Genomic DNA, 23,386 nt, shown 5'->3' with positions numbered 1-23,386 from the left:
CCGCAACCGGCTTAAGAAAGCCTTGCGCAACAGGCGGTTGTCACTCGGTCAGCAGGCCCTGTTCGCGAAGGGCGTCGGCCAGATCCCCCGCAGAGGTCCAAAGGCGGGTGTAGCCCGCCTCGCCCAGCCGCTTCAGTTCGGTCACCAGATCGGCCTTGGCCGCAGCGACGAACCGACCGTCAAAGCCCACGCCGTCCGTGCTGATCCGCACCATGGGGCGCCCTGTCTCCAACCGGTGCAGGAAGCCCTCGCACAGGGTCGCGCCCTCGTCGCACATCAGGCCGGTCTCGACCGTCAGACCCTTCGCGCGCAGACGTTCGGTGCCGCGCCCGGCGGCGAAGGGCGAGGGGTCCAGACAGGCGATGACGACCCGCTCCACCCCCGCCTCGGTCAGGAAATGGGCGCAGGACTGGCGGCCCGACGACCGGGCGCCACAGGGCTCCAGCGTGACATAGACGGTCGCGCCTTCGATCTCGGCCCCGGCGGCCGGCACGGCCTGTTCCTCGGCATGGGGACGCCCGCCCGGGGCCGTGGCCGCCTGGGCGATGATCCGACCGTCCTTGACGATGACGCAGCCCACGGCCGGATTCGGCCAGGTCTCGCCCATGCGGGCGGTGGCCAGATCGATGGCCTGGGCCATGAAGGCGCGGTCGGCGTCGGTCCAGCTCATGCGACGGTCGGCAGCTCTTCGGCGCGGGCGGCGTCGAGATAGCGGGCCGCGGTCGGCTTCAGATCGGCGTCCAGATCGATCTCCAGCGGATTGCCCGTCGGGATCTCCACGCCCACGATCTTGTCGTCCGGCACGGCGAACAGGAGTTTGACGATGGCCCGCAGGGAGTTGCCGTGGGCGGCGATCAGCACGTCCTCGCCCGCCTTCAGGCGCGGGGCGATCTCGGCGTTCCAATAGGGTTCGACCCGCTCCAGCGTGGTCTTCAGGCTTTCGGTGTCCGGGATGGGCTTGTCGGCGTAGCGCGGGTCGGCGTTGAAATCGAATTCGCCGCCCGGCGCCAGCGGGGGCGGCGGCACGTCATAGCTGCGGCGCCAGATCTTGACCTGATCCTCGCCGTGCTTCTCGGCCGTCTCGGCCTTGTTCAGCCCGGTCAGACCGCCGTAGTGGCGCTCGTTCAGGCGCCAGTCCTCGATCACCGGGATATCGGTCAGCCCAGCCGACTGCAGGGCCAGGGCGCCGGTGCGCTTGGCGCGCGTCAGGACCGAGGTGAACATGACCGCAGGGGTGAACCCGGCCTCGGCGATCAGTTCGCCGCCGCGACGCGCCTGGGCCTCGCCTTCCGCCGTCAGATCGACATCGACCCAGCCGGTGAAACGGTTTTCAAGGTTCCACTGGCTCTGGCCATGGCGGAGCAGGATCAGGCGCGGCATTCGATCAGTCCTCGGCAAAACAGTCTGTCCGGGTAAGCCGCAGTCATGAGCCGGTCAAGGCTTGCGCGCCCCGCCGTGTTGCAACGCACAGCCCAGCCGACGCGCGCTCGGCTTGTGGCGGCCCGGGGCGGCCGCTAGGCTGTCGCCATGTCCGACCGTCTGTTCTTTCCCCTGGCCTTCGTCGCCATCGCCGCCCTGATCGCCCTGGCGGTGGTCTGGCCCTGACAGGTCGGAGGGCCGACAGGGCGGAACGGCGCGAGCCCCGCCCTGCCCCTCGGATCAGTACAGGATCTTGCGCAGGTTAATCCGGAACACCCGCCCCTGCGGGTCCAGGTAGTCGCGCTGATAATTGACCGGCGTCGCCCCGTCGCTGCTGGTGACGGACGTTCGGTCGTCGAAGATATTCTGCACCCCCAGACCGACACGTGATCCCTTAAGGAAGGGAAAACGTTCGACCCAGGCGGTGCGCTGGGTCAGATCGGCGAAGGCGAACAGGTTGACCGTCGTGCGGTCCGAGAAGTCCAGATCGGCCGAACCCGCGGTGTCGCCCTCGACCGTCGTGCCCGACCGCCAGTTGGCGTTGACGAAGGCGCCGAAGCCGTTCTTGAACAGGCCGGTCTGCACCTGGACCTCGTGACGCGACTGGCCGCCCGAGCCGGAGATGGAATCCCCGTCCAGCAGGTTCAGGGGCGCCAGGCCGTCGCGGATCACCACCTCGTCCTGGACGCGCCAGGTGTGCGTCAGGGAGAAGTTGAACATGCCCTGGCCGGGTTGCATGCCGGGGGCGGCGGAGCCGCGCAGCCGCCCGCCGCCAGGACCGCCTGGACCGCCCGGCCCGCCGCCCATACGGATCGTTCCCCCGGGGGGCCGGCCGCCCGGGCCGCCCGGCCTCTGCCCCATCATGGCCGGATTGGGCTTGCCGAAGGGCTTGGAGAAGTTGAAGCCCCACTGGACGTCCTGCTGCTCGCGGCTGGCGAAGTTCAGCGGACGGGCGTCGATGGACTGAAGCGTGCCGTCGTCGGCGCGGGTGAACCTCTCCGGCAGGGCGGCTTCGAGGTCGGGGGTGATGGCGGGGAAGCCGGAAATCTCATCCTCGACCTCGGTGCGGGTATAGGCGAGGTTCAGGCGCAGATCGGTGGCCGAAAGCGGTTGCCAGTTGACGCCCAGCTTCAGGATTCGACGGTTCTCCGCCTTCAGGTTCGGATCGCCGCCGGTGATCTGGACGACCTGGACGGTCTGGCCGGTCGAATAGTCGAAGACGGCGGTGTTCGGCGTCGAGATGGTGGGATCGTTCAGTTGCTGGATTGTCGGCGCCTTGTCCTCGTCCGAATAGTTGGCCGACAGGGACAGTCGGGCGACCGGCGACCAGTTCAGACCACCGCCCAGCGTCGAGACGCCGCCGAAGTCCGACAGTTCCTGATAGGCCAGGTTCATATTGGCCGACAGATCGCCGATCCTGGGCAGGACGCCGCGATCGACGCTGGAGATCGGAAGATCGAAATTGGCCTGCAGGCTGCCCAGGTCGCGCGACTGGGACCGGTCGGTCGTCACGCCCGAACGGACGCTTTCGGAATCCAGGGACTGATGTTCGCCTCCGACCTTGAAGGTCGTGGTGACGCCACCGGCCGGCAGTTCCCAGGCCGTGCCGTTCAGCACCAGTTCGGCTTCCGCCGACTGGGAGATCGAATTGGCGGTGTCGCGGGCGGACGTCGTCACCGCGTCGGTCAGGTCGCCGAACGGGTTCACGGTCGTGTCGCCCGCCGTGATCGCGGCCTGCAGGGCGGCGGCGCTGACGCCGCGTCCGGTGGTGGTGTCCGTCTCTGTGCGGCTGTATTCGCCCGTGGCGGTCCAGCGCCAGTCCCCGAGGTAGCCGTCGAACACCGTGCCCAGTTCCGCAGCGCGCGTATTGGTCTGGCGCTGCAGGGCGTCCGGCAGGCCGACGTAGCGATACAGATCGGCCGCCGCCCCGCCGGGCGACCAGGGATTGCCGGCCGGCAGGCTCAGACTGAAGCCGGGCAGACCCGAGTAGCTGCGGCTGCTGCTGTCCTCCAGGCTGCCGCTCAGGGTCATGCCGACCTTGTCGTTCAGGTCGTGCTTGTAGGTCCCCGCGACCGACGCCTCGGCCGCGCGCGGCAGCAGGGTGCGATAGGCGTTCCGCTCGCCGTTGTCGCCCGCCGAGTCGACCCTGTTCGAGTCGGTGCGGTCGATATTGCGTTCGGTCTCGTACAGGGCGTTGCTGCTCTCGCCGTTGATGTCCAGCGACCAGCGGTCGGCCCCGGCGATCTTGAGAAGGTTGTTCTCGCTGGCCGTCGTCGTCCGGCCGCCCTGGTCCGACCGGCTGACGTTGACCGAGGCGGTCAGCGAGCGGAAGTCGGCCTTCAGCACGATGTTCACGACGCGCTGGTTGGCGCTGTAGCCGTAGGACAGGGCCGTCTCTTCCGGCAGGACGTCGAACCGCTCGATGGCCTCGGGCGGAATGCCGCGGATTTCACGGAAGCCGGAGATGCGACGGCCGTTGACCAGGAAGACCGGGGACCCGCCGCGCGCGCTGCGGGTCTGGGCCTCCAGCAGGGTCACCAGTTCGCCGATATTGGTGGCGCCGAAGGCCTGGATCTGGGCGGCGTCATACGAGACGATCGGTTCCTGCCCGCCCAGGGCCACGCCGCGCTTGGCGGCCGTCACCTCGATGTCGGGCAGGACCGTCGTCACCTCTTCCTGCTGCAAAGGCTGGATATCGGCGGCGCTGGCGGTCGGAGCGAGTGCGAGCAGCATGAGCGCGGTCGGAGTCATAAAAACCGTGTTCCAGAATGTAGATTTCAGGCCCTTTGGGCGTGAAAAACATGGCTGGAAAGCGGCGGAATTCATGACGTTTTGGAAAGCGTTGCATGCACTCCACACAGCCTGAACTTGTGCGACGGAAACGGATCGACGGCGCGTTCAACAGGGTTGGCCTCGGGTCTTGCACGTCCGATGACAGGGCGGGGCCGAACCTTGGTCCCGCCCCCTTCTGATCAGAATTCTTCCCAGCCGTCGTCGTTCGAACCGACCGTCATATCGCGGCCGTTGGCGACCTTGACCACGCGCTGTTCCGCACGCGGGGCCGGGCGAGGGGATGGGCGGGGCGCAGAGCGCGCGGACGGGGCTGCGGGCGCGGCTGAGACCGGCTTTCCGCCCGAGACCTGGAAGAAGGACACCTGGGCCGACAGTTCGGCGGTCTCCTGGCGCAGGGCGTTGCTGGCCGCCGTCGCCTGTTCGACCATCGCAGCATTCTGCTGAGTGACCTGGTCCATCTGGTTGACGGCGACATTGATCTCGTGAAGGCCGGTCGCCTGCTCCTTGGCGGAGGCGGCGATCTCGACCACCAGATTGCTGATGTCGTTGACCTGGGACGCGATGGCCTGCAGGGCCGAACCGGCCTCGCTGACCAGGCGCACGCCGTTCTCGACCTCGGCGCCCGAACTGTTGATCAGGGTCTTGATCTCCTTGGCCGCCTCGGCCGAGCGCTGGGCCAGGGCCCGCACTTCAGAGGCGACCACCGCGAAGCCGCGTCCGCTCTCGCCGGCCCGCGCCGCCTCGACCCCGGCGTTCAGGGCCAGCAGGTTGGTCTGGAAGGCGATCTCATCGATCACGCCGACGATCTGGCTGATCTGGCGTGAGCCGTCCTCGATCTTCTGCATGGCCTGGACGGCGTTCATCACGACCGCACCCGAGGCCTCGGCGCTCTGGCGGGCGCCGCTGGTGACCGTGGCGGCCTGGGTGGCGCCCTCGGCGGTCTTGCGGACCGTGACCGTGATCTCGTCCAGGGCCGCGGCGGTTTCCTCTAGGCTGGCGGCCTGTTGTTCGGTGCGGCGCGACAGGTCGTCGGAGGCCTGGCTGATCTCGCCGGCGCCGGAGTCGATGCCGCGGACCGAGCCGAGTACGCCGGTGACCGTCTCTTCCAGACGGGAGATCGAACGGTTGAAATCGGTTTTCAGGACTTCGCTGCGCGCCGGGAAGGGCGCGTCGATGCGATAGACCAGATCGCCGTCCGCCAGGGCGGACAGCCCCTTGCCCAGGCTTTCGATCACGACCGCATTCTCGGCCGCTTCCTGCGCGGCGGCGGCTTCGCGGCGCCGACGCTCGACTTCCGACTCGTCGCGCATGGTTTCCGTTTCGAGCTCCAGCGCCTTGGCGCGCAGGCTGTTGTCGCGGAAGATCTGCATGGCCTGGGCCATGGCGCCGACCTCGTCCTTGCGGTCGGTGTCGGGGATGGCGACGTCCAGCTTGCCGTTGGCCATGACCGACATGGCGCCGGTCATGCGGCGGACGGGCGCGACCATCAGGATGGACAGTTGCACGCCCAGGAAGACGGCGGCGGCGACCAGGATCAGCCCCCCGACCGCCAGGGCGATGAAGGAGGCGGTGATCGCCGACGCCTGTTCGGCGTCGCGCACGTTCATCCGCTCGATCTCCATATCGCGGATTTCGGTGACGGCCTTGGTGATGTGGGTGACGCGCACCCGATCGCCGGAATCGATCACCACGCGGCGCGCGGCCTCGATACGCGAAGGGTCCAGCGCCGCCTCGGTCAGCGGCGTGCCGAACTCGGTGCGCCAGGCGGCCGCGTCGGTCTTGGCCTTCTCGACCAGCGCCTGCTCTTCCGGCGTCAGGTTGGCGGCGCCCAGAGCGGCGACCGAGGATTCGAACTGTTCCCAGCCCTTGCGGTAGACTTCGAGATAATCGGCGTTTCCGGTCAACAGCACGCCGCGCATCTGTGAGTTCAGGCGAATGACGCCCTTCTCGGCCACATGGGTGTGGTCGATGATCGACTTGCTCTCGGCGTTCAGTTCGGCCGCTGTCTTCATCTCCGACAGCTGGAAAAAGACCGCCCCGATCATGGCGGCCGCTACGGTCAGCAGAAGGGCGAAGGCGATCGCCAGTTTCCGCTGCATCGGGATGTTCTTCGGGTTCATGCGATCATCTCGGCGGCTTTGGGGCGCAAGCCCGGAACGGCGGACCGTTCCGGGCGGATTAGGTCTAGAAGGCGGTCTGGACGCGGACGGTGGCGGTGTTGCCGCTGTCGTCGCCGACGAAGGTCCCGGTGCGGTTATCGACCGACCAGGCGCTCCAGTGGGTGGAGACGCGGGTGTTGTTCGTCGGATACCAGTTGACGCCCAACAGCCAGGTGTCGGCTTCCCCCCCGGTCGGGTTGTCGCTGTAGTCGGCGGTGTCATAGCGGCCGACGATTTCGACCGCGCCGTAACCATCGACGCCCAGCGGCTTCAGCACCTTGGGACGCGCCCAGGTGCCGGTACGGGGCGAAAGGGGCGGCTTCTCGCCGGTGATGAAGAAGCCCGCCGAAATGCTATAGCCGTCCTGGTCGAAGTCCCGCGCGGCGGTCTCCAGCACACGCCGGCCGCCTTCGGCCATCAGCCAGCCCGAGCGATGCACCCCGCCCAGCTCCAGCCCCAGGCCCTTGCTGCCCTTCGGATCGGCATAGGTTCCGGCCGAGAGACGCAGATTGTCGTTACCGCGCGACGAGACCACCAGGCTGCGCGAAGCCACCGAAGCATTGGGCGTCAGATCCTCGATAAAGCCCCAGCCGCCGATGTGCAGGAAGCCGTCGTCGGTCTTGAAGGGCGACCAGTGGGTGCGGCCCATCAGGGTGACGGAGTCATTCGTCGTGCCGCTGCTGATCGCGTCGCCGGTCAATGACAACGAGGCGTGCCAGACGCTGCCGATCAGCTTGGAGGTCACTCCGACGCCGTAGGAGCCGCGCTCCGGCCCCACCGTCGAGATCGCCATGCTGCGCTCCAGGAACGGAACCACATCCTCGGCCGTGCCGCATTCGAAACAGCGGTCGTTCAGACGTTGGCCGACGGACACCTCAAGATCGCGGCCGCCCACTTTGCGGCTATAGGCGATGAAGGCGTTGGCGACGCTCATCGCGTTGTCGGCGATGTCGCCTTCGATCCAGTAGCTGAAGCCCCCGGGGGTCTTGCCCTGGGCGCCCAGGCGCAGGCCGCGCAGTTCGGTGGTGGTCAGGTTGCGGCCGTCGAAGTCCGAACCGAAGGTGTTGGACAGGTCGGCGGTGACGCGGATGCGCGGCTTGAAGGTGAAGCCGCCGTCCGGGCTGCGCAGTTCGGGAAGGCCGCTCGACCAGTCGACGCTGGAGGGCGCGCTGGCGGCCTGGACGACCGGGCGCGGCGCGGCGGCGGCGACCGGCGCCGGCGTTCCCGCGGCGGCGGGCGCGGCGGCGGCCGTCTGAGCCTGGACCTGCGACTGGGCCTCAAGCTGTTCGAGGCGCGCGGACAGGGCCTGCACCTGGGCGCGCAGGGCGGCGATTTCTTCCGCCGTCGGCGTTGACGACTGGGCGAAGGCGGAGGTGGCGAGCGCGGCGAGGCCGACACCCGCTGCGAGGGAACGGTGAATAATCATGAATAACGCTCATAGGGTGCGACTGTTAAGGAAGGCCCAAATGGCTATAAGCAGAAATGCGTATCAGCGTTGGGCAAGGCGCCGGATGCAGTACAGGCGCCGCGCTTTCGCGACGGCGCCTGTGCAGGAAGGAACTCAGTCGGCGGTGACCAGCTCTTTGTCACCGGGGCCGGCCGCCGGATCGGGCTGGGCCGCGATCGGCTGCGACGGACCGTTCAAGGCCGCGTGCAAGGCGTCCCGGTCCAGTTCGCCCTCCCATCGGGCGACGACGATGGTGGCCACGGCGTTGCCGATGAAGTTGGTCAGGGCCCGGCACTCGCTCATGAACCGGTCGATGCCCAGGATCAGGGCCATGCCCGCGACCGGAACGGTAGGAACCACCGACAGGGTCGCCGCCAGGGTGATGAAGCCGGCGCCGGTGATGCCGGCCGCCCCCTTGGAGGACAGCATGGCGACCAGCAGAAGCAGGATCTGTTGCTGCAGGGTCAGCTCGATGTTCAGGGCCTGGGCGATGAACAGGGCCGCCATGGTCATGTAGATGTTGGTGCCGTCCAGATTGAACGAATAGCCGGTCGGGACGACCAAACCGACGACCGACTTGGAGGCGCCGGCGCGTTCCATCTTGCTGAGCAACGACGGCAGGGCGGCTTCCGACGAGGAGGTGCCCAGGACCAGCAGCAGTTCCTCCTTCAGATAGCGGATCAGCTTCAGGATGTTGAAGCCGTTGGCCCAGGCGACCAGGCCCAGGATGCCGACCACGAAGATGACGGCGGTGAGGTAGAAGGTGGCGACCAGCACGGCCAGATTGGCGATGGAGCCGATCCCATATTTGCCGATGGTGAAGGCGAAGGCGCCAAAGGCCCCGATGGGCGCGGCCTTCATCAGGATGGCCACCAGCTTGAAGAAGGCGTGGCTGATCGATTCCAGAAAGCTCAGCACCGGCTTGCCCACATCGCCGACCAGGGCCAGGGCCAGGCCGAACAGGACCGAGACGAACAGGACCTGAAGGATATTGCCCTCGGAGAAGGCGGAAACCATCGTGTCCGGGATGATGCCCATCAGGAAGCCGGTGATGGTCGTCTCATGCGCCTGTTCCGAATATTTGGCGACGGCGCCGACATCCAGGGTGGCCGGATCGATGTTCAGGCCGCGTCCCGGCTGGACCAGGTTGGCGATGATCAGGCCGACGATCAGGGCCAGGGTCGAGAAGGTCAGGAAATAGGCGAAGGCCTTGGCCGCCACGCGCCCCACGCGGCCGAGGTCGCTCATGCCGGCGATGCCGGTGACGATGGTCAGGAAGATGACCGGGGCGATGATCATCTTCACCAGCTTGATGAAGGCGTCGCCCAGCGGCTTGAGGCTTTCGCCGAAGCTGGGCCAGAAATGGCCGATGATCGCGCCGGCCACGATGGCGGTCAGAACCTGGAAATACAGATGCCGGTAAAAGGGCCGACGCACGGCCGGTTCTGCGGTGGAGGGAAGCGCGATCACGGAAGGCTCCTGTCACTGCGGGACCATCCCGCGGTTTCCTCGACGGGCCCCACGTCTGCGGCGAGGCTCCGAGGTCCAGTGTCCGGCAGGGTGAAGCCGCTTCCAAACCCCTTCGAAAGATGATCTAGAAGGCTGTTTTTTCAATAAAATATCCTAGCGATCCTCCCAGAATCGGGATCGACAGTGCGGCTGGACGCACAAGACGATGGCCTAGTCGTGCGAAATGTCGCACAGATAGGCGCATGACTCGTTCATCGCCGCCCCTGACTATCGAAGGACTTTCGAGTATCGCTCGACAGCCCTGGATCCTGCTGACGCTTGGCTGGCTGGCGGCGAGCGCCGTGCTGGCGGGCGTCGCGGGCGAGGCCGCGCGGCGCGATGCGACCGGCGAACTGGAACGCCAGGCGACGGCCGGCGCCGCCCTGCACGCTGCCGTGCTGCGCAGCGAACTGGACAAGCAGCGCGCCATCCCCATCGTCCTGGCCGGCGATCCCGATGTGGCCGCCCTGCTGACCACGCCCAGCGCCCAGGCCGTGAACGGGGTGGACCGCAAGCTGGAGCGGCTGGCGACCCAGACCCGCGCCGCCGTCATCTATGTGCTGGACGCGCGGGGCCTGACCCTGGCGTCCAGCAACTGGCGGGCCTCGACCAGTTTCGTCGGTTCGCGCTACGAGTTCCGGCCCTATTTCATCAATGCGATGCGCGACGCCGAAGGCGAGTTCTACGCCCTGGGCACCCGCAGCGGCCGACCCGGCCTCTATCTGTCGCGCCGTGTGGACTCGGCGGACGGCGCGCCCCTGGGCGTGGTTGTGCTGAAGGTCGAGTTCGACGACCTGGAGGCCGAATGGCGCGGCTCGGGCGAGCCCGCCTGGGTGGCGGATCCCGGCGGCGTCGTCCTGGTCACCAGCATCCCGGAATGGCGCTTCCGCTCGACCGAACCGATGGACGAGCGACGGCGTCGCCTCAGCCTGACCGACCTCACCCTCCACCCCGGCGCCCTGTCCCCCCTGCCCTTCCGGACGCCGAACGGCGACCGGCCCCGGCTGGTGCGGACGGCCGTCGGCGACGGCCGTCCGCAGACATGGGTGCATTCGGAGACGGATACGGCCGCGCCCGGCTGGACCCTGCATCTGCTGACGCCCGAACGGGGGGTGATCGGGGCGGCGGTGGCGGGCGCGCGCGGCCTGGCCCTGTTGATCACCAGCCTTCTGGCCCTGGGCGTGGCCGTGCTGCTGCGCCGGCGTCATCTGGCCCGCGCCAAGGCTCAGGCGGAGGAAGAAGGCCGGCTGGAGCTGGAGCGCCGCATCCACGAACGCACCCGCGAACTGCACGACGCCAATCTGGCCCTGAACCGCCAGATCGAGGAGCGCCGCCGCGCCGAGGCCGCGCGGGAGCTGCTGCGCGACGAACTGGTGCAGGCCAGCAAGCTGGCCGCCCTGGGCCAGATCGTCGCCAGCGTGGCGCACGAGATCAACCAGCCCGTCGCCGCCATCCGGACCTATGCAGAGACCGCGAAACTGTTGCTGAGCCGCGACCAGCCCGACAAGGTCGGAGACGTGCTTCAGCGCATCGGCGGTCTGACCAAACGGATCGGCGCCATCACCCAGGATCTGCGGCTGTTCTCACGCAAGGCCACGCCGACCATCGACGCCATCTGGCTGGAGGACGCCATCCAGGGCGGGCTGGAACTGACGCGCGGGCGGGTGGAGGAACGCGGGGTCAGACTGGAGCGGATCGGCGACGGCGACGTGCAGGTCCGCGCCGACCAGTTCCGTCTGGAACAGGTCATCGTCAATCTGATCAAGAACGCCGCCGAGGCCATGGAAGGTCAGACCGACGCCCGCCTGACCCTGACCGTGGCGCGCGACGGCGAGCGGGTGCGGCTGATCTTCGCCGACAACGGGCCCGGCGTGGCGCCCGATGTGGCGCGTCAGCTGTTCACGCCCTTCGTCACCACCCGCGCCAACGGCCTGGGCCTGGGGCTGGTCATCTGCCGCGACATCGTCGCCAGTTTCGGGGGCGAGCTGGATCTGGTCCCCGCCGAACGGGGCGCGACCTTCGTCGCCGTCCTGAAGGCCGCCTGATGCGCCCGCCCCTGCCGCAGACCGTCGCCCTGATCGAGGACGACGCCGACTTTCGCCAGGCCCTGGTCGAACGCCTGACGCTTGAAGGACTGGAGGTGCGCGCCTTCACGGCGGCCGAGCCCGCCCTGAAGGCGCTGGACGCAGACTTCCCGGGCGTGGTCGTGACCGACCTGAGGATGCCGGGCATGGACGGCCGCCAGTTGCTGACGCGGCTGCAGGCCCTGGACCCGAGTCTGCCGGTCATCATGATCACCGGCCACGGCGACATCGCCGACGCCGTGGCCGCCATGCACGACGGCGCCTATGACTTCGTCGCCAAGCCCTTTCCGTTCGAGCGGCTGCAGGACAGCCTGAACCGGGCGCTGGAGAAGCGCAGTCTGGTGCTGGAGAACCGCCGCCTGGTCGCCATGGCCGCCGAAGGCGGGCACGAACTGCCGCTGGCCGGATCGTCGCGCGCCATCACGGCGCTGCGGGCCACCATCGCCCAGATCGCCGACGCCCGAATGGACGTGCTGATCGAAGGCGAGACCGGGGTCGGCAAGGAGGCGGTCGCGCGCGCCCTGCACAATGGAGGCCGGCGCCGGCTGGCGCCCTTCGTCGCGGTCAACTGCGGCGCCCTGCCCGACGGCCTGATCGAGAGCGAACTGTTCGGGCATGAACTGGGCGCCTTCGCCGGGGCCATGCGGCGACGGGTCGGGCATGTGGAGCGCGCCCACAACGGCTCGCTGTTTCTCGACGAGGTCGAGAGCATGCCCCTGGCGGTCCAGGTCAAGATGCTGCGGGTGCTGGAGGAGCGGGAGATCCATCCGATCGGCGCCAATGAGCCCCGGGTGCTGGACCTGCGCATCCTCGCCTCGGCCAAGATCGACCTCAGCGAGGCGGCGCGACGCGGCGATTTCCGCGAAGATCTCTATTATCGCCTGAACGTGGTGCGGCTGCGCGTGCCGCCGCTGCGTGAGCGGCGCGAGGACATCCCCCTGCTGTTCGCCCATTTCCTGCGTCGCGCCGCAGACCGCCACGGCGTCGAGCCGCCGAGCGTGACCGACGGCGTCCGCCGCCGTCTGCTGGAAGAGGACTGGCCCGGCAATATCCGCGAACTGGCCCATTTCGCCGAACGCGTCGTCCTGAGCCTGGACGAGGGGTCCGGCGGCGCCGAGGCCGATCTGAGCCTGCCGGACCGGATGCATCGTTTCGAGGGCGAACTGCTGCGCGGCGCGCTGCAGACCCATAGGGGCGACATCGTCTCGGTGCTGGAAGAGATGCGGATTCCGCGCAAGACCCTGTACGACAAGCTGCAGCGCCACGGACTGAAACCCGCCGACTTCCGCGCCTGACCCTCAAGCGGCGCCCCCTCAAGCAGCCCCCCTCAAGCAGCGACGGGGTTTTCCCGCCGTTCAGCCGCAGCCAGGGCCGCCGCCACGCCGTCGAGCAGGCCGACCAGGGTGATCGGCTTGGACAGGTGGCCGTCTGCGCCTGCAACCCGCCCCGCTTCCACATGGTCGGGCAGGGCGTTGGCGGTCAGCATGATGATCGGCGTGCGCACGCGGTTCTCCCCGGTCTCCAGGGCGCGAATGGCGGCGGTGGCCGTCAGGCCGTCCATCACCGGCATCTGCATGTCCATCAGCACCAGGTCGAAGCCGCCCTTTCGGAAGGCCTCCACGGCCTGCCGCCCGTCCTCGACCGCCACCAGTTCGGTCGGCATGTCGGCCAGCATGATCTCGACGACCTTGCGGTTCGCCGGATGATCGTCGGCCAGCAGGATCCGCGCAGGGAAGGCGCGCGCGTCGGTCTCGTCGGCGTCGCTCGGTCCGAAGGGCGCGGATGGCGACTGGACGCCCCCCACCCTGGTCAGTGGGATTTCGAACCAGAAGTCGGCGCCCTCGTCCGGCCGGCCGTCGCAATCCAGCACGCCGCCCATCAGCGCGACCAGGTCTCGCGAAATGGCCAGGCCCAGGCCCGTGCCGCCGAACCGGCGGGTAATGGAGCCGTCGGCCTGCTGGAAGCGATTGAAGATCCGCCCCTTCTGGCCCGCATCAAAGCCGCAGCCGGTGTCGCTCACCGTGAACCGGACCCGATCTTCATCCACCGCGACGGCGGTGACGACGACGGATCCCGTTTCGGTGAACTTCAAGGCGTTGGAGATCAGGTTAGACAGGACCTGGCGCACCCGGACCACGTCGCCCTCGACGGCGCCTTCGATGGTCGGCTCGACCTCAACCCGCAGGGCGACGCCCTTTTCATCGGCGCGCGGCCGGTAGAGGGCCGCCGCGCCGCGCACCGTGTCGCCCAGATCAAAGACCGACCGTTCCAGAACGATCTGGCCCGCCTCGATCTTGGACGTGTCCAGAATGTCGGACAGCAGCCGTTCCAGGGTCACGGCCGAGGACCGGATCACTTCGACCATCTCGCGTTCACGCGGCTCCAGCCCGGCGCGCGACAAGGCGTCGGCCATGGCCACGACCCCGTTCAGGGGCGTGCGGATCTCGTGGCTCATATTCGCCAGGAATTCCGACTTGGACCGGCTGGCTTCTTCCGCGCGGCGACGGGCGATGCGCAGATCCCGGGCCTGGCTTCCCATCCACAACAGGGCGGCCAAGGCCGACAGGATGAAGATTGCGGCGATGGTCAGGATCAAGCCCTGCAATCTTGTGTTCGAGCGCGCGGTCTCCAACTGGGCGCGACGTTCGGTCAGCTTGTGCTGCATGTCGCCGGTGACCTGGCGGATCCCTCCGCTGAAGACGCGGGCTTCGGCGACGCGCTCGGCGCTGTTGTAGGCGCGAAGCTTGACGTAGGCTTCCGCAGCCCGGCCCTCGGCGAACAGGATCTCGGCCTCGACATGCGCCACCTCCAGCCGCGCTTCCTCTCGGTAGCGGTCTACGGTGATGCGACGGCGGATTTGCGCAAGGTCGCGCCGCGCGGACTCGATCTGTCCGGTCTGGGCGCGGGCGATGGCGCGAGCCGGCAGCAATTGCGTCGCCAGGAAGGAGGCGTCCCCCAGGTTCTCGCCATAGGGCGCCAGACATCGCAGCACGTCCCGCGGCGCCTCTGCGGCCTGGGCCACCATGGCGCACAGGCGGGCGTCATAGACCCCCAGGCTGGGCAGGCCTGCGCGCAGCGTCAGCCGGTGATGAACCTGATACAGGCGCTTCGCCTGTTCGACATCGCCCAATTGGGTCGATAGCCGGGCCAGATTGTAGACGGCGTCGAAGTCCGGCCGGGGATAGTCCGGATTGGCCAAGTCGATCTCGAACCGCCCGAAGGCGGCGGTGGCCCCATCGATGTCGTTCAGCCTCATCAGGCCGATGCCGGTCATTTCCCACAGGCCGGCCTGCGCAATCCGCGCATAGGCGTCGCCCTCGGGGATCAAGGCGTCGGCGTCGGTCAGCAGCTTCAGCCCTTCGCCGATCTGATCGCGATCCATCAGGGCCAGCGCCCACAGTCGGGTGGCGTGCGTGCGCGCGAACCAGTCGGGCTCCATCGACGCGAGCCGGCGCATCTCGTCGGCGGCGGCCGTCTCGCCCTCGTCGTACCGCAGGGCCAGGGCGTTCAGCCGGGCGATCTGGATATAGCGGTGGGAGCCCTGGTGACGCGCGCCTTCCATGAGCCGGTCGTTCCAGATCCTGGCCGTGTCGAACTCGCCCTGGTTCAGAAATATCCAGGCGACATGATAGAGGCGTTGCAGACCTTCGCGGTCGTTACGGCGTATCGCCTCGCGGCCGAACGCCTCGAGCGCCCTGAAATCCGTCGTCCCGGCCCTCCGTTCGACAGCCTCTGCCAGTTGAAGGGGCGTCCGCGATTGCGCCGCAGGCTGAGCTGAGACGTCCTGTACGAAAAACGCCGACAGGACGAGGGCGAGGGCAAAGGCTGCGGCTTTTATAGGCATACGGCTTCCGATCTGATCGGAAGCTGCCATGTTTTGGTTGAATAAGGTTTATCGACCCGGTGCGGGTTGCACCTCACCTGATCTTTGTCGGAACTGCGCGTTGACCACCTCCGGGCTTTCGGCTATAGGCCCGCCCTCTTGAGATTTCCGCGCCGTGGACGTGTGCTCCGCGGCGTTTTCCGTTCGAAGGTTTGAAATGGCTAACAACCCCGGCGCCCGCAAGGCGATCCGCAAGATCGAAGCGCGGACCGAAGTGAACAAGGCGCGCCGTTCGCGCGTCCGCACCTATCTGCGCAAGTTCCAAGAAGCTCTGGCCGGCGGCGACGCCACGGCCGCCAAGACCGCCTTCGTGGAAGCCCAATCCGAGCTGATGCGCGCCGTCTCCAAGGGCGTCGTTCACAAGAACACCGGCTCGCGCAAGGTGTCGCGTCTGGCCGCCCAGCTGAAGAAGCTGTCGGCCGCCTAAATCCTTTATGGATTTCCCGGGCACGGAACGGCTGTCGCTGTTCCGTTACGGGATTTTGCAGACTTTTCAACGGCGAAGGGGCATATGCTCCTTCGCCGTTTTGCGTTTGGCCGTTAACCCTCTCTACGCAGGAATACGGACTTCGGGGCGCCTGGAAGGCGAATTCCTCAAGCAGGATTAGCGTTTGACGGAGTCAAACAATTTAACTGCGAATCGACCAACGAATCAGCGTTGACCCAACCGGCTCGCAGCGTAAGTTTTGGCCTCTAACGCACTTCCATCCCAACACGGATGAAGACGGCGCGGGACGATAGTTTCGCGTTGGCGGGAGATGTCTGTCCAGGAGCTCGGCCCCGCCCGAAAAGCATCGCTTTTCGGGGCAGGAGAAGTCGTCCCTGAACCGTCGCCCTGAAGTGCCGAAGGTCGAATGGTTTTTTGAAGCGGGTGGCTGAACAATGGTTGGGGGTGCGACGGCGATGGCGGGCGGCGTGAACGGATCGAACATGACGGATCCGGATCGCATCTGGAATGAGGCTTCGGTGCGCCTGCGCGCCGAGATCGGCGACGGCCCCTTCTCGTCCTACATCGCCCCTTCCGCCGTTCGCGTGGATTCCTCCGGCCAGCTGATCCTGGTCACCCCCACCGCCTATGCCCGAGACTGGGTCCGCAAGAACGCCCTGCGTCGCATGAACGAGCTGTGGCTGGGCCTGGACGGCCTGAACCGCCGCCTGGACGTGCGCTGCCGCGCCGAGGTGGGCTCGGCCCCTCCGGCCTCGGCCGTGATCGCGGGCAATGTCCTGGACGCCACCCCGCGTCTGGCGGCCTTCGCCAGCCCGACCGTGCCCCCCATCGCCGACGGCGCCCGCGCCGTGCGCGCCGCCGGCCTTCAGGACCGCCTGACCTTCGACAGCTTCGTGGAGGGCCAGGGCAACGCCTTCGCCCTGGCCATCGCCAAACAGGTGGCCAGCTGGGCCGACGGCCATTTCAACCCGGTCTTCTTCTGCGGCCCCTACGGCTACGGCAAGACCCACCTGCTGAACGCCATCGCCTGGGAGGCCCAGCGTCTGCGACCCGAGGCCAAGGTGGTCTATCTGACCGCCGAACGCTTCCTGTCGACCTTCGTCAAGGCGATGCAGGACCGTTCGACCGCCGCCTTCAAGGAGAGCCTGCGCTCGGCCGACATGCTGCTGCTGGACGACGTTCAGTTCGTCGGCGGCAAGACCTCGACCCAGGAAGAACTGCTTTCGACCCTGACCGCCCTGATCGAGGACGGCAAACGGATCGTCTTCTCGGCCGACCGCGCGCCCATGGCCCTGACCGAGGTCGAGCCGCGCCTGCGCAGCCACCTGGCCGCCGGCCTGACCTGCCCGGTCGAGGCGGGCGACCGCGAACTGAAGATCGCTGTCGCCCAGAACCGTCTGAAGGCCCTGTCGGCCCTGGGCGTCGTCCAGGGCGAGGCCGCGCCCGAGGTGCTGGCCCAGCTGGTGGATCGCACGCCGGGCTCGATGCGCGAGCTTGAGGGCGCCGTGAACACCCTGGCCGCCGCCGCCGGTTCGCGTCTGGCGACCGTCTCGGTGGACGAGGCCTCGATCCTGCTGGGCGCCGCCCTGCGCGGCGGCCCCGAGCGCCGCATCACCGTGGACGAGATCCAGAAGACGGTGGCCGACCACTTCAACCTGAAACAGGCCGACCTGCTGAGCGAGCGCCGCACCCGTTCGGTGGCCCGCCCGCGCCAGATGGCCATGTATCTGTGCAAGCAGCACACGACCCGCTCCTATCCCGACATCGGCCGTCGCTTCGGCGGACGCGATCACACCACCGTCCTGCACGGCGTGCGCAAGATCGAGGAGCTGATGGCCCAGGACGACCAGATCGCCCGCGACGTCGAGGCCCTGACCCGCAAGCTGCGCGGCTGAACAATCTCCCTCCCCCAGGAAGGGGGCGGGAGAAACAGAAATCTGTGAACGGCTTCCGTCGCCTTCCTTGCTCCTTGCGCCCAATCCGCTAGTGTCCAAGGCCCTCTATCGCGGCGCTCCAGCCTGAGTCGCCGCATCCGGGCGAGACGACATGCAACTGACCATCGAACGATCCGCGCTCCTGAAGGCCCTGGGCCATGTGCAGAGCGTCGTCGAACGCCGAAACACCATCCCGATCCTGTCCAACGTCCTGCTCAGCGCGGGCCGGGACCGGTTGGCCTTCGCGGCCACCGATCTGGACATGGAGATGGTGGACGAGGCCGAGGCGACGGTGAACGTCGAGGGCCAGATCACCGCCCCCGCCCACACCCTGTACGAAATCGTGCGCAAGCTGCCGGAAGGCGCCGAGGTGTCGCTGCTCTATTCGGGCGACGATCCCCGGCTGGTGGTTTCGGCCGGCCGGTCGCGCTTCAACCTGCCGGTCCTGCCGGCCGGCGACTTCCCCATCATGTCCACCGACAGCGCCGGCGCCTCCTATGTCATGCCCAAGGAAGACCTGGCGCGGCTGATCGACAAGACCCGGTTCGCCGTCTCGACCGAAGAGACCCGCTATTATCTGAACGGCCTGTACCTGCACACGGTGGCCGAGGCCGGCGTCGCCCTGCTGCGCGCCGTGGCCACCGACGGCCACCGCCTGGCCCTGGCCGAGACCCCGGCGCCCGAGGGCGCGGCCGGCGGCCCCGGCGTCATCGTGCCGCGCAAGACGGTGGATCAGGTCCGCCGCCTGCTGGACGACGCCGCCGGCCCGGTCGAGATCACCGTCTCGGCCCAGAAGATCCGCTTCCAGATGGGTGAGGCGTCCCTGACGTCCAAGGTCATCGACGGCGCCTTCCCCGACTATCTGCGCGTCATTCCCAAGGGCAATGACAAACAGGCCGATATCGACAACGCCCTGTTCGCCAAGGCCGTGGACCGGGTCGCCACCATCTCGGCCGAGAAGAGCCGTTCGGTGAAACTGGCCTTCGACAACGACCGGGTGAAGCTGACCGTCCGCAACATGGAAGCCGGCCAGGCCGAGGAAGAGGTCGAAATCGGCTATTCCGACGAGCCGTTCGAGATCGGCTTCAACGCCCGTTACCTGCTAGACGTCGCCGGCCAGATCACCGGCGAAAACGCCGCCTTCCGCTTCGCCGACCCGGCTTCGCCGACGCTCGTGCTCGATCCGGGCGATCCCGGCGTGCAGTATGTGCTGATGCCGCTGCGGGTGTGACGGATGAGGATGAGAATGGGCGGAAGTGCATTGGCGATTTACGCCGTCGCTTTTGCACTCATCCTTATTTTCAGGCCGCACCTTGATCGCCTAGGTGTCGAGCGAATTGTATTTGGTACAATGGCTACCGTACTTGCGTGGGTGATCGAGTCTTGTGGCTATCAGATTCGATCATACGTCCCCACTACCTCACATGACGCCAAGATCGCTAACGAAAAAATCAAGCTTTGGGTCACAACACTCAATTCGATTGCGTTAGCATTGATTGCGGCAGGCTTTGTGCTTCCAGTAGTTGAAACATTTAAATCCCCAAATGTGGGTGCCGCGAGCTTGCCAACTGAGAATTTGGCTTCCTTCTTGCTTATCGCCGTCGGCGGGTATGTCCATATTCGCGCAAGAAGCATGTTCAATTATCTAAAGGACGAGAAATCGGTCGAAGACACCGTTCTCTCTTGATCACCTCTCTCACCCTCACCGACTTCCGCTCCTATGCGAGCGCACGGCTGGAGCTCGCCTCCGGCCCGGTGGTGCTTCACGGCCCGAACGGGGCGGGCAAGACCAATCTGCTGGAGGCGATCAGCCTGCTGACCCCCGGCAAGGGGCTGCGGGGCGCGACCGCCGCCGAGATGGGGCGGCGCGAGCCGGGCGAGGCGGTGGGCCGCGCCTGGGCCGTCATGGTCGAACTGGACGACGAGACGCGGCTGGGCACCGGGGTCCAGACGGCGGGCGCGGCGCGGCGCATCGTCCGTATCGACGGCGAGACGGCCCAGCCCGGCCGGTTGCTGGACTATCTGCGCCCCGTCTGGGCCACGCCCGAGCAGGACCGACTGTTCTCCGACGCCCGGGCCGAGCGGCTGAAATTCTTCGACCGGCTGGTGTTCGCCGCCGATCCCGACCACGCCGCCGCCGTCTCCGCCTATGAGAAAGCCCTGCGCGAACGCTTGCGGCTGCTGAACGACGCACAGGACGGGCGCGAGGCCGACCCCGTCTGGCTGGACGCCCTGGAGGCCCGGCTGGGCGAAGCCGGAGCCCGCGCGGCCCTGGCCCGCGTCGCCGCCCTGCACGCGCTCCAGGCCGCCATCGACGCCCGCCGCGACCGACCCTTCCCCCAGGCCGACCTGGGTCTGGACGGTCCCGCCGAACAGATGGCCGAGGCCGGGGCGGAAGAAGACGAGATCGCCGCCACGATCCGCGACGGCCTGGCCCGCGCCCGCCCCCGCGACGGCGCCGCCGGCCGCTCCCTGTTCGGCCCGCACCGCACCGACCTGACCGCCCTGCACCGCGAGAAGAACCGCCCCGCCGCCGAGGGCTCGTCCGGCGAGCAGAAGGCCCTGGTCCTGAACCTGATCCTGGCCCAGATCAGCCGCCTCGCGCACCATGACGCCGCCGGGGCCGCCCGCCCCGTCCTGCTGCTGGACGAGGCCCCCGCCCACCTGGACGAGGCCCGTCGCGCCGCCCTGTTCGACGAGATCGTCGCCCTGAACCTCCAGGCCTTCATGACCGGCACCGAACGCAGCCTGTTCGCCGGTCTGGACGGCCGCGCGCAGTTCGTGCGCGTCGCCGGCGGAGCGCTGGAGAGCGACTAGGATTCCGGCACGGAATTCCTCGCTTTTTCGTCGGAAATTCCTATATGTTGCGGGCTTCGATGCGGTGCGATCCCGTCGTCGATTCGAGCGCCCGACGCGGCGCTCAATCCCCGTCCCGGTCGGGACTTCAGAGCTACAGATTTCATGACCGATCCGATTGCCGAAATGCCCGAATACGGCGCCGATTCCATCAAGGTTCTCAAAGGCCTGGACGCGGTGCGCAAACGTCCCGGCATGTATATCGGCGACACGGACGACGGCTCCGGCCTGCACCACATGGTCTATGAGGTGGTGGACAACGCCATCGACGAGGCCCTGGCCGGCCACGCCGACCTGGTTCAGGTCATCCTGAACGCCGACGGCTCGGTCACCGTGACCGACAACGGCCGCGGCATTCCCACCGGCATCCACGAAGGCGAAGGCGTCTCGGCGGCCGAGGTCATCATGACCCAGCTCCACGCCGGCGGTAAGTTCGACCAGAACTCCTACAAGGTCTCGGGCGGCCTGCACGGCGTGGGCGTGTCGGTGGTCAACGCCCTGTCCGACTGGCTGGAGCTGAAGATCTATCGCGACGGCAAGGCGCACCAGATGCGGTTCGAGCGCGGCGACACGGTCAAGTCGCTGGTGATCACCGGCGACGCCCCGATCCGCGAAGACACCGGCAAGCCGCTGAGCGGCACCGAGGTCACCTTCTATCCGTCGGTCACGACCTTCAGCCACATCGACTTCGATCTGAAGACGCTGGAACACCGGCTGCGGGAACTGGCCTTCCTGAACTCGGGCGTGGTCATCAAACTGGCCGACCAGCGCAGCGCCGAGCCGACCGAAACCATCCTGCACTACGAGGGCGGGGTCGAGGCCTTCGTGCGCCACCTGGACAAGTCCAAGGCGCCGATCCTGAAGGACGTCATCGTCATTCGCGGCAAGAAGGAAGGGATCGAGCTGGATCTCGCCCTGTGGTGGAACGACTCCTATCACGAGACCATGCTGTGCTTCACCAACAACATCCCCCAGCGGGATGGCGGCACCCACCTGTCGGCCTTCCGCGCCAGCCTGACGCGCGTCATGGGCGGCTATATCGAGAGCTCGGGCGCCGGCAAGAAGGAGAAGGTCTCCGTCACGGGCGAGGACGCCCGCGAAGGCCTGACCTGCGTCCTGTCGGTCAAGGTGCCGGATCCCAAGTTCAGCAGCCAGACCAAGGACAAGCTGGTCTCGTCGGAAGTGCGCCCGGCCGTCGAGGCCCTGTGCTCCGAGGGGTTGGCCCAATGGTTCGAGGAACACCCGGTCGAGGCCAAACAGGTCGTCGCCAAGATCATCGAGGCGGCGTCCGCGCGTGAAGCCGCCCGCAAGGCGCGCGACCTGACCCGCCGCAAGTCGGCGCTGGAGATCAGCAGCCTGCCCGGCAAGCTGGCCGACTGCCAGGAGCGCGATCCCGCCAAGTCCGAACTGTTCATCGTCGAGGGCGATTCCGCCGGCGGCTCGGCCAAACAGGCGCGCAACCGCGAGAACCAGGCCGTGCTGCCTCTGCGCGGCAAGATCCTGAACGTCGAACGCGCGCGGTTCGACCGGATGCTGTCGTCGGACCTGATCGGCACCCTGATCCTGGCGCTCGGCACCGGCATCGGCCGCGACGACTTCAACGCCGACAAGCTGCGCTATCACAAGATCATCCTGATGGCGGACGCCGACGTCGATGGCGCCCACATCCGCACCCTGCTGCTGACCTTCTTCTATCGGCAGATGTCCGAGTTGATCACGCGCGGCCACGTCTATATCGCCCAGCCGCCCCTCTATAAGGTCTCCAAGGGCAAGCAGTCTCGCTACCTGAAAGACCAGGCCGAGATGGACGCCTATCTGATCGAGGAGGGCTCGTCCGAGGCCGAGCTGGACCTGTCGACCGGCGAGCGTCGCCTGGGTCTGGACCTGCAGGCCCTGGTGCGCGAGGCCAAGGCCTTCAAGGGCGGCGTCGATCGCCTCAGCCAGCGCGCGCCCGCCTTCGCCATCGAACAGGCGGCCCTGGCCGGCCTGTTCGCCGAAAACGCCGACATGACCCAGGCCTCAGCCGCGGCCGCCGTGCGTCTGAATCTCTATGCCGAAGAAGGCGACGGCGACTGGACCGGCGCGCCGGGCGAACAGGGCGCGGTCGTCTTCACCCGCACCCGTCGCGCGGTGCAGGAAACCATCGTGCTGGAAGAAACCCTGCTGCGTTCGCTGGACGCGCGTCGTCTGGCCGAGCGCGCCGCCGCCTTCGACGGCGTCTTCTCCGCTCCGGCCACCTATCGCCGCAAGGAAAAGTCCACCACCATCCGCGGGCCGCTGGACCTGCTGAACGCGGTGCTGGACGCCGGCAAGAAGGGCCTGGCCATCCAGCGCTACAAGGGTCTGGGCGAAATGAACCCGGAACAGCTGTGGGAGACCACGCTGGACTCCAACGCCCGCACCCTGCTGCAGGTCTCGGTCGAGCACGAGGAAGACGCCAACGACCTGTTCGCCAAACTGATGGGTGACGTGGTCGAGCCCCGCCGCGAATTCATCCAGGAAAACGCCCTGGACGCGGCGGTGGACGTCTAAGGAAGACGGCGGCGGCGGTCCGGGTCACTGCAGATGAGACCCGGACCACAATAGATGAGAACTGGGTCATAATTAATGAGAATCTTCCGCGGGCCACCCACCCGCGGATGATCGGGCTCGTATGCGTTGAAGCGCGCGAGGAGCGGTGACCTTCGACCACCCCAGACACGAAGCGTGACCGAAGGCCAGCGTGAGCTGGCCTTCCTGTGTCGCGAGTTCTCTCGAGCCTTGGCTAAGTCAACATCGCGCCATGTGTGGACGGCTCCCCGTTGGCAAGGGTTGATCTGACGTTCTGCTGAGCCTGGTCGGAGCGGCCATGTGT

Annotated in this window: 15 protein-coding genes; 8 read left to right on the top strand and 7 right to left on the bottom strand. The window is 67.4% G+C overall.

What is annotated here, in order from left to right; all coding sequences use genetic code 11:
- Window positions 1–40 precede the first annotated feature (40 nt).
- The 6 genes from AC07NC_RS15700 to AC07NC_RS15675 all read right to left on the bottom strand — a co-directional run bounded on the left by AC07NC_RS15700 (window position 41) and on the right by AC07NC_RS15675 (window position 9,288).
- Window positions 41–670, bottom strand: a complete 630-nt coding sequence (locus AC07NC_RS15700; protein ID WP_035307921.1) for a bifunctional diaminohydroxyphosphoribosylaminopyrimidine deaminase/5-amino-6-(5-phosphoribosylamino)uracil reductase RibD — start codon at window positions 668–670, stop codon at window positions 41–43.
- Window positions 667–1,380 carry a 2,3-diphosphoglycerate-dependent phosphoglycerate mutase gene (gene gpmA / locus AC07NC_RS15695; protein WP_008260311.1) on the bottom strand — a complete coding sequence of 238 codons (714 nt, stop codon included), beginning with the start codon at window positions 1,378–1,380 and terminating at the stop codon, window positions 667–669. The genes AC07NC_RS15700 and gpmA overlap by 4 nt, the downstream gene beginning before the upstream one ends.
- Window positions 1,381–1,659: 279 nt before the next feature.
- Window positions 1,660–4,152, bottom strand: coding sequence for a TonB-dependent receptor plug domain-containing protein (locus tag AC07NC_RS15690; protein WP_494570077.1), 2,493 nt, complete (start codon window positions 4,150–4,152; stop codon window positions 1,660–1,662).
- 239 nt (window positions 4,153–4,391) lie between these two features.
- Window positions 4,392–6,332, bottom strand: coding sequence for a methyl-accepting chemotaxis protein (locus AC07NC_RS15685; protein ID WP_494570076.1), 1,941 nt, complete (start codon window positions 6,330–6,332; stop codon window positions 4,392–4,394).
- 64 nt (window positions 6,333–6,396) lie between these two features.
- Window positions 6,397–7,797, bottom strand: coding sequence for an OprO/OprP family phosphate-selective porin (locus tag AC07NC_RS15680; protein WP_494570075.1), 1,401 nt, complete (start codon window positions 7,795–7,797; stop codon window positions 6,397–6,399).
- Window positions 7,798–7,932: 135 nt separating this feature from the next.
- Window positions 7,933–9,288 (bottom strand): dicarboxylate/amino acid:cation symporter, encoded by a 1,356-nt coding sequence (locus tag AC07NC_RS15675; RefSeq protein ID WP_494570074.1) that lies wholly within the window; start codon window positions 9,286–9,288, stop codon window positions 7,933–7,935.
- A 242-nt stretch (window positions 9,289–9,530) separates the two neighbouring features.
- On the opposite strand from AC07NC_RS15675, the gene AC07NC_RS15670 reads away from it, so the two are divergent.
- A complete protein-coding gene (locus AC07NC_RS15670) occupies window positions 9,531–11,372 on the top strand; it encodes a sensor histidine kinase (protein ID WP_494570073.1) in 1,842 nt (613 codons plus the stop codon).
- Window positions 11,372–12,706, top strand: coding sequence for a sigma-54-dependent transcriptional regulator (locus tag AC07NC_RS15665; RefSeq protein ID WP_494570072.1), 1,335 nt, complete (start codon window positions 11,372–11,374; stop codon window positions 12,704–12,706). The genes AC07NC_RS15670 and AC07NC_RS15665 overlap by 1 nt, the downstream gene beginning before the upstream one ends.
- Before the next feature lie 32 nt (window positions 12,707–12,738).
- On the opposite strand, the gene AC07NC_RS15660 is transcribed toward AC07NC_RS15665, so the two are convergent.
- Window positions 12,739–15,255: an ATP-binding protein gene (locus AC07NC_RS15660; RefSeq protein WP_494570071.1), complete on the bottom strand. Its 2,517-nt coding sequence runs from the start codon at window positions 15,253–15,255 to the stop codon at window positions 12,739–12,741.
- Window positions 15,256–15,451: 196 nt separating this feature from the next.
- Here AC07NC_RS15660 and rpsT point away from each other — a divergent pair, with 196 nt between their 5' ends.
- The 6 genes from rpsT to gyrB all read left to right on the top strand — a co-directional run bounded on the left by rpsT (window position 15,452) and on the right by gyrB (window position 23,064).
- Window positions 15,452–15,721, top strand: coding sequence for a 30S ribosomal protein S20 (rpsT, locus tag AC07NC_RS15655; RefSeq protein WP_008262250.1), 270 nt, complete (start codon window positions 15,452–15,454; stop codon window positions 15,719–15,721).
- Window positions 15,722–16,197: 476 nt separating this feature from the next.
- On the top strand, window positions 16,198–17,637 hold the full coding sequence (dnaA, locus tag AC07NC_RS15650) for a chromosomal replication initiator protein DnaA (protein WP_008258751.1): 1,440 nt from the start codon (window positions 16,198–16,200) through the stop codon (window positions 17,635–17,637).
- 151 nt (window positions 17,638–17,788) lie between these two features.
- The gene (gene dnaN / locus AC07NC_RS15645) at window positions 17,789–18,907 is read left to right on the top strand and encodes a DNA polymerase III subunit beta (RefSeq protein WP_154726893.1); all 1,119 of its coding nucleotides are present in this window, start codon (window positions 17,789–17,791) and stop codon (window positions 18,905–18,907) included.
- Window positions 18,908–18,937: 30 nt separating this feature from the next.
- Window positions 18,938–19,363, top strand: a complete 426-nt coding sequence (locus tag AC07NC_RS15640; protein ID WP_494570070.1) for a hypothetical protein — start codon at window positions 18,938–18,940, stop codon at window positions 19,361–19,363.
- The gene (recF, locus tag AC07NC_RS15635; protein ID WP_494570069.1) at window positions 19,360–20,493 is read left to right on the top strand and encodes a DNA replication/repair protein RecF; all 1,134 of its coding nucleotides are present in this window, start codon (window positions 19,360–19,362) and stop codon (window positions 20,491–20,493) included. Before AC07NC_RS15640 ends, recF begins: the two co-directional genes overlap by 4 nt.
- A 144-nt stretch (window positions 20,494–20,637) precedes the next feature.
- Window positions 20,638–23,064, top strand: a complete 2,427-nt coding sequence (gene gyrB, locus AC07NC_RS15630) for a DNA topoisomerase (ATP-hydrolyzing) subunit B (protein ID WP_494570068.1) — start codon at window positions 20,638–20,640, stop codon at window positions 23,062–23,064.
- The last annotated feature ends 322 nt before the right edge of the window (window positions 23,065–23,386 follow it).

The sequence above is a fragment of the Brevundimonas sp. GW821-FHT10A07 genome (assembly GCF_059415785.1).
This window is presented reverse-complemented; position numbering and strand designations above follow the sequence as displayed.

Excerpts from the sequence above, each read along its gene's own strand:
- gyrB (WP_494570068.1), top strand. The coding sequence starts at position 20,638 with ATGACCGATCCGATTGCCGAAATGCCCGAATACGGCGCCGATTCCATC.
- AC07NC_RS15680 (WP_494570075.1), bottom strand. The coding sequence starts at position 7,797 with ATGATTATTCACCGTTCCCTCGCAGCGGGTGTCGGCCTCGCCGCGCTC.
- AC07NC_RS15700 (WP_035307921.1), bottom strand. The coding sequence starts at position 670 with ATGAGCTGGACCGACGCCGACCGCGCCTTCATGGCCCAGGCCATCGAT.
- gpmA (WP_008260311.1), bottom strand. The coding sequence starts at position 1,380 with ATGCCGCGCCTGATCCTGCTCCGCCATGGCCAGAGCCAGTGGAACCTT.
- AC07NC_RS15670 (WP_494570073.1), top strand. The coding sequence starts at position 9,531 with ATGACTCGTTCATCGCCGCCCCTGACTATCGAAGGACTTTCGAGTATC.
- dnaA (WP_008258751.1), top strand. The coding sequence starts at position 16,198 with ATGGCGGGCGGCGTGAACGGATCGAACATGACGGATCCGGATCGCATC.
- AC07NC_RS15665 (WP_494570072.1), top strand. The coding sequence starts at position 11,372 with ATGCGCCCGCCCCTGCCGCAGACCGTCGCCCTGATCGAGGACGACGCC.
- AC07NC_RS15685 (WP_494570076.1), bottom strand. The coding sequence starts at position 6,332 with ATGAACCCGAAGAACATCCCGATGCAGCGGAAACTGGCGATCGCCTTC.
- rpsT (WP_008262250.1), top strand. The coding sequence starts at position 15,452 with ATGGCTAACAACCCCGGCGCCCGCAAGGCGATCCGCAAGATCGAAGCG.
- AC07NC_RS15690 (WP_494570077.1), bottom strand. The coding sequence starts at position 4,152 with ATGCTGCTCGCACTCGCTCCGACCGCCAGCGCCGCCGATATCCAGCCT.
- dnaN (WP_154726893.1), top strand. The coding sequence starts at position 17,789 with ATGCAACTGACCATCGAACGATCCGCGCTCCTGAAGGCCCTGGGCCAT.
- AC07NC_RS15660 (WP_494570071.1), bottom strand. The coding sequence starts at position 15,255 with ATGCCTATAAAAGCCGCAGCCTTTGCCCTCGCCCTCGTCCTGTCGGCG.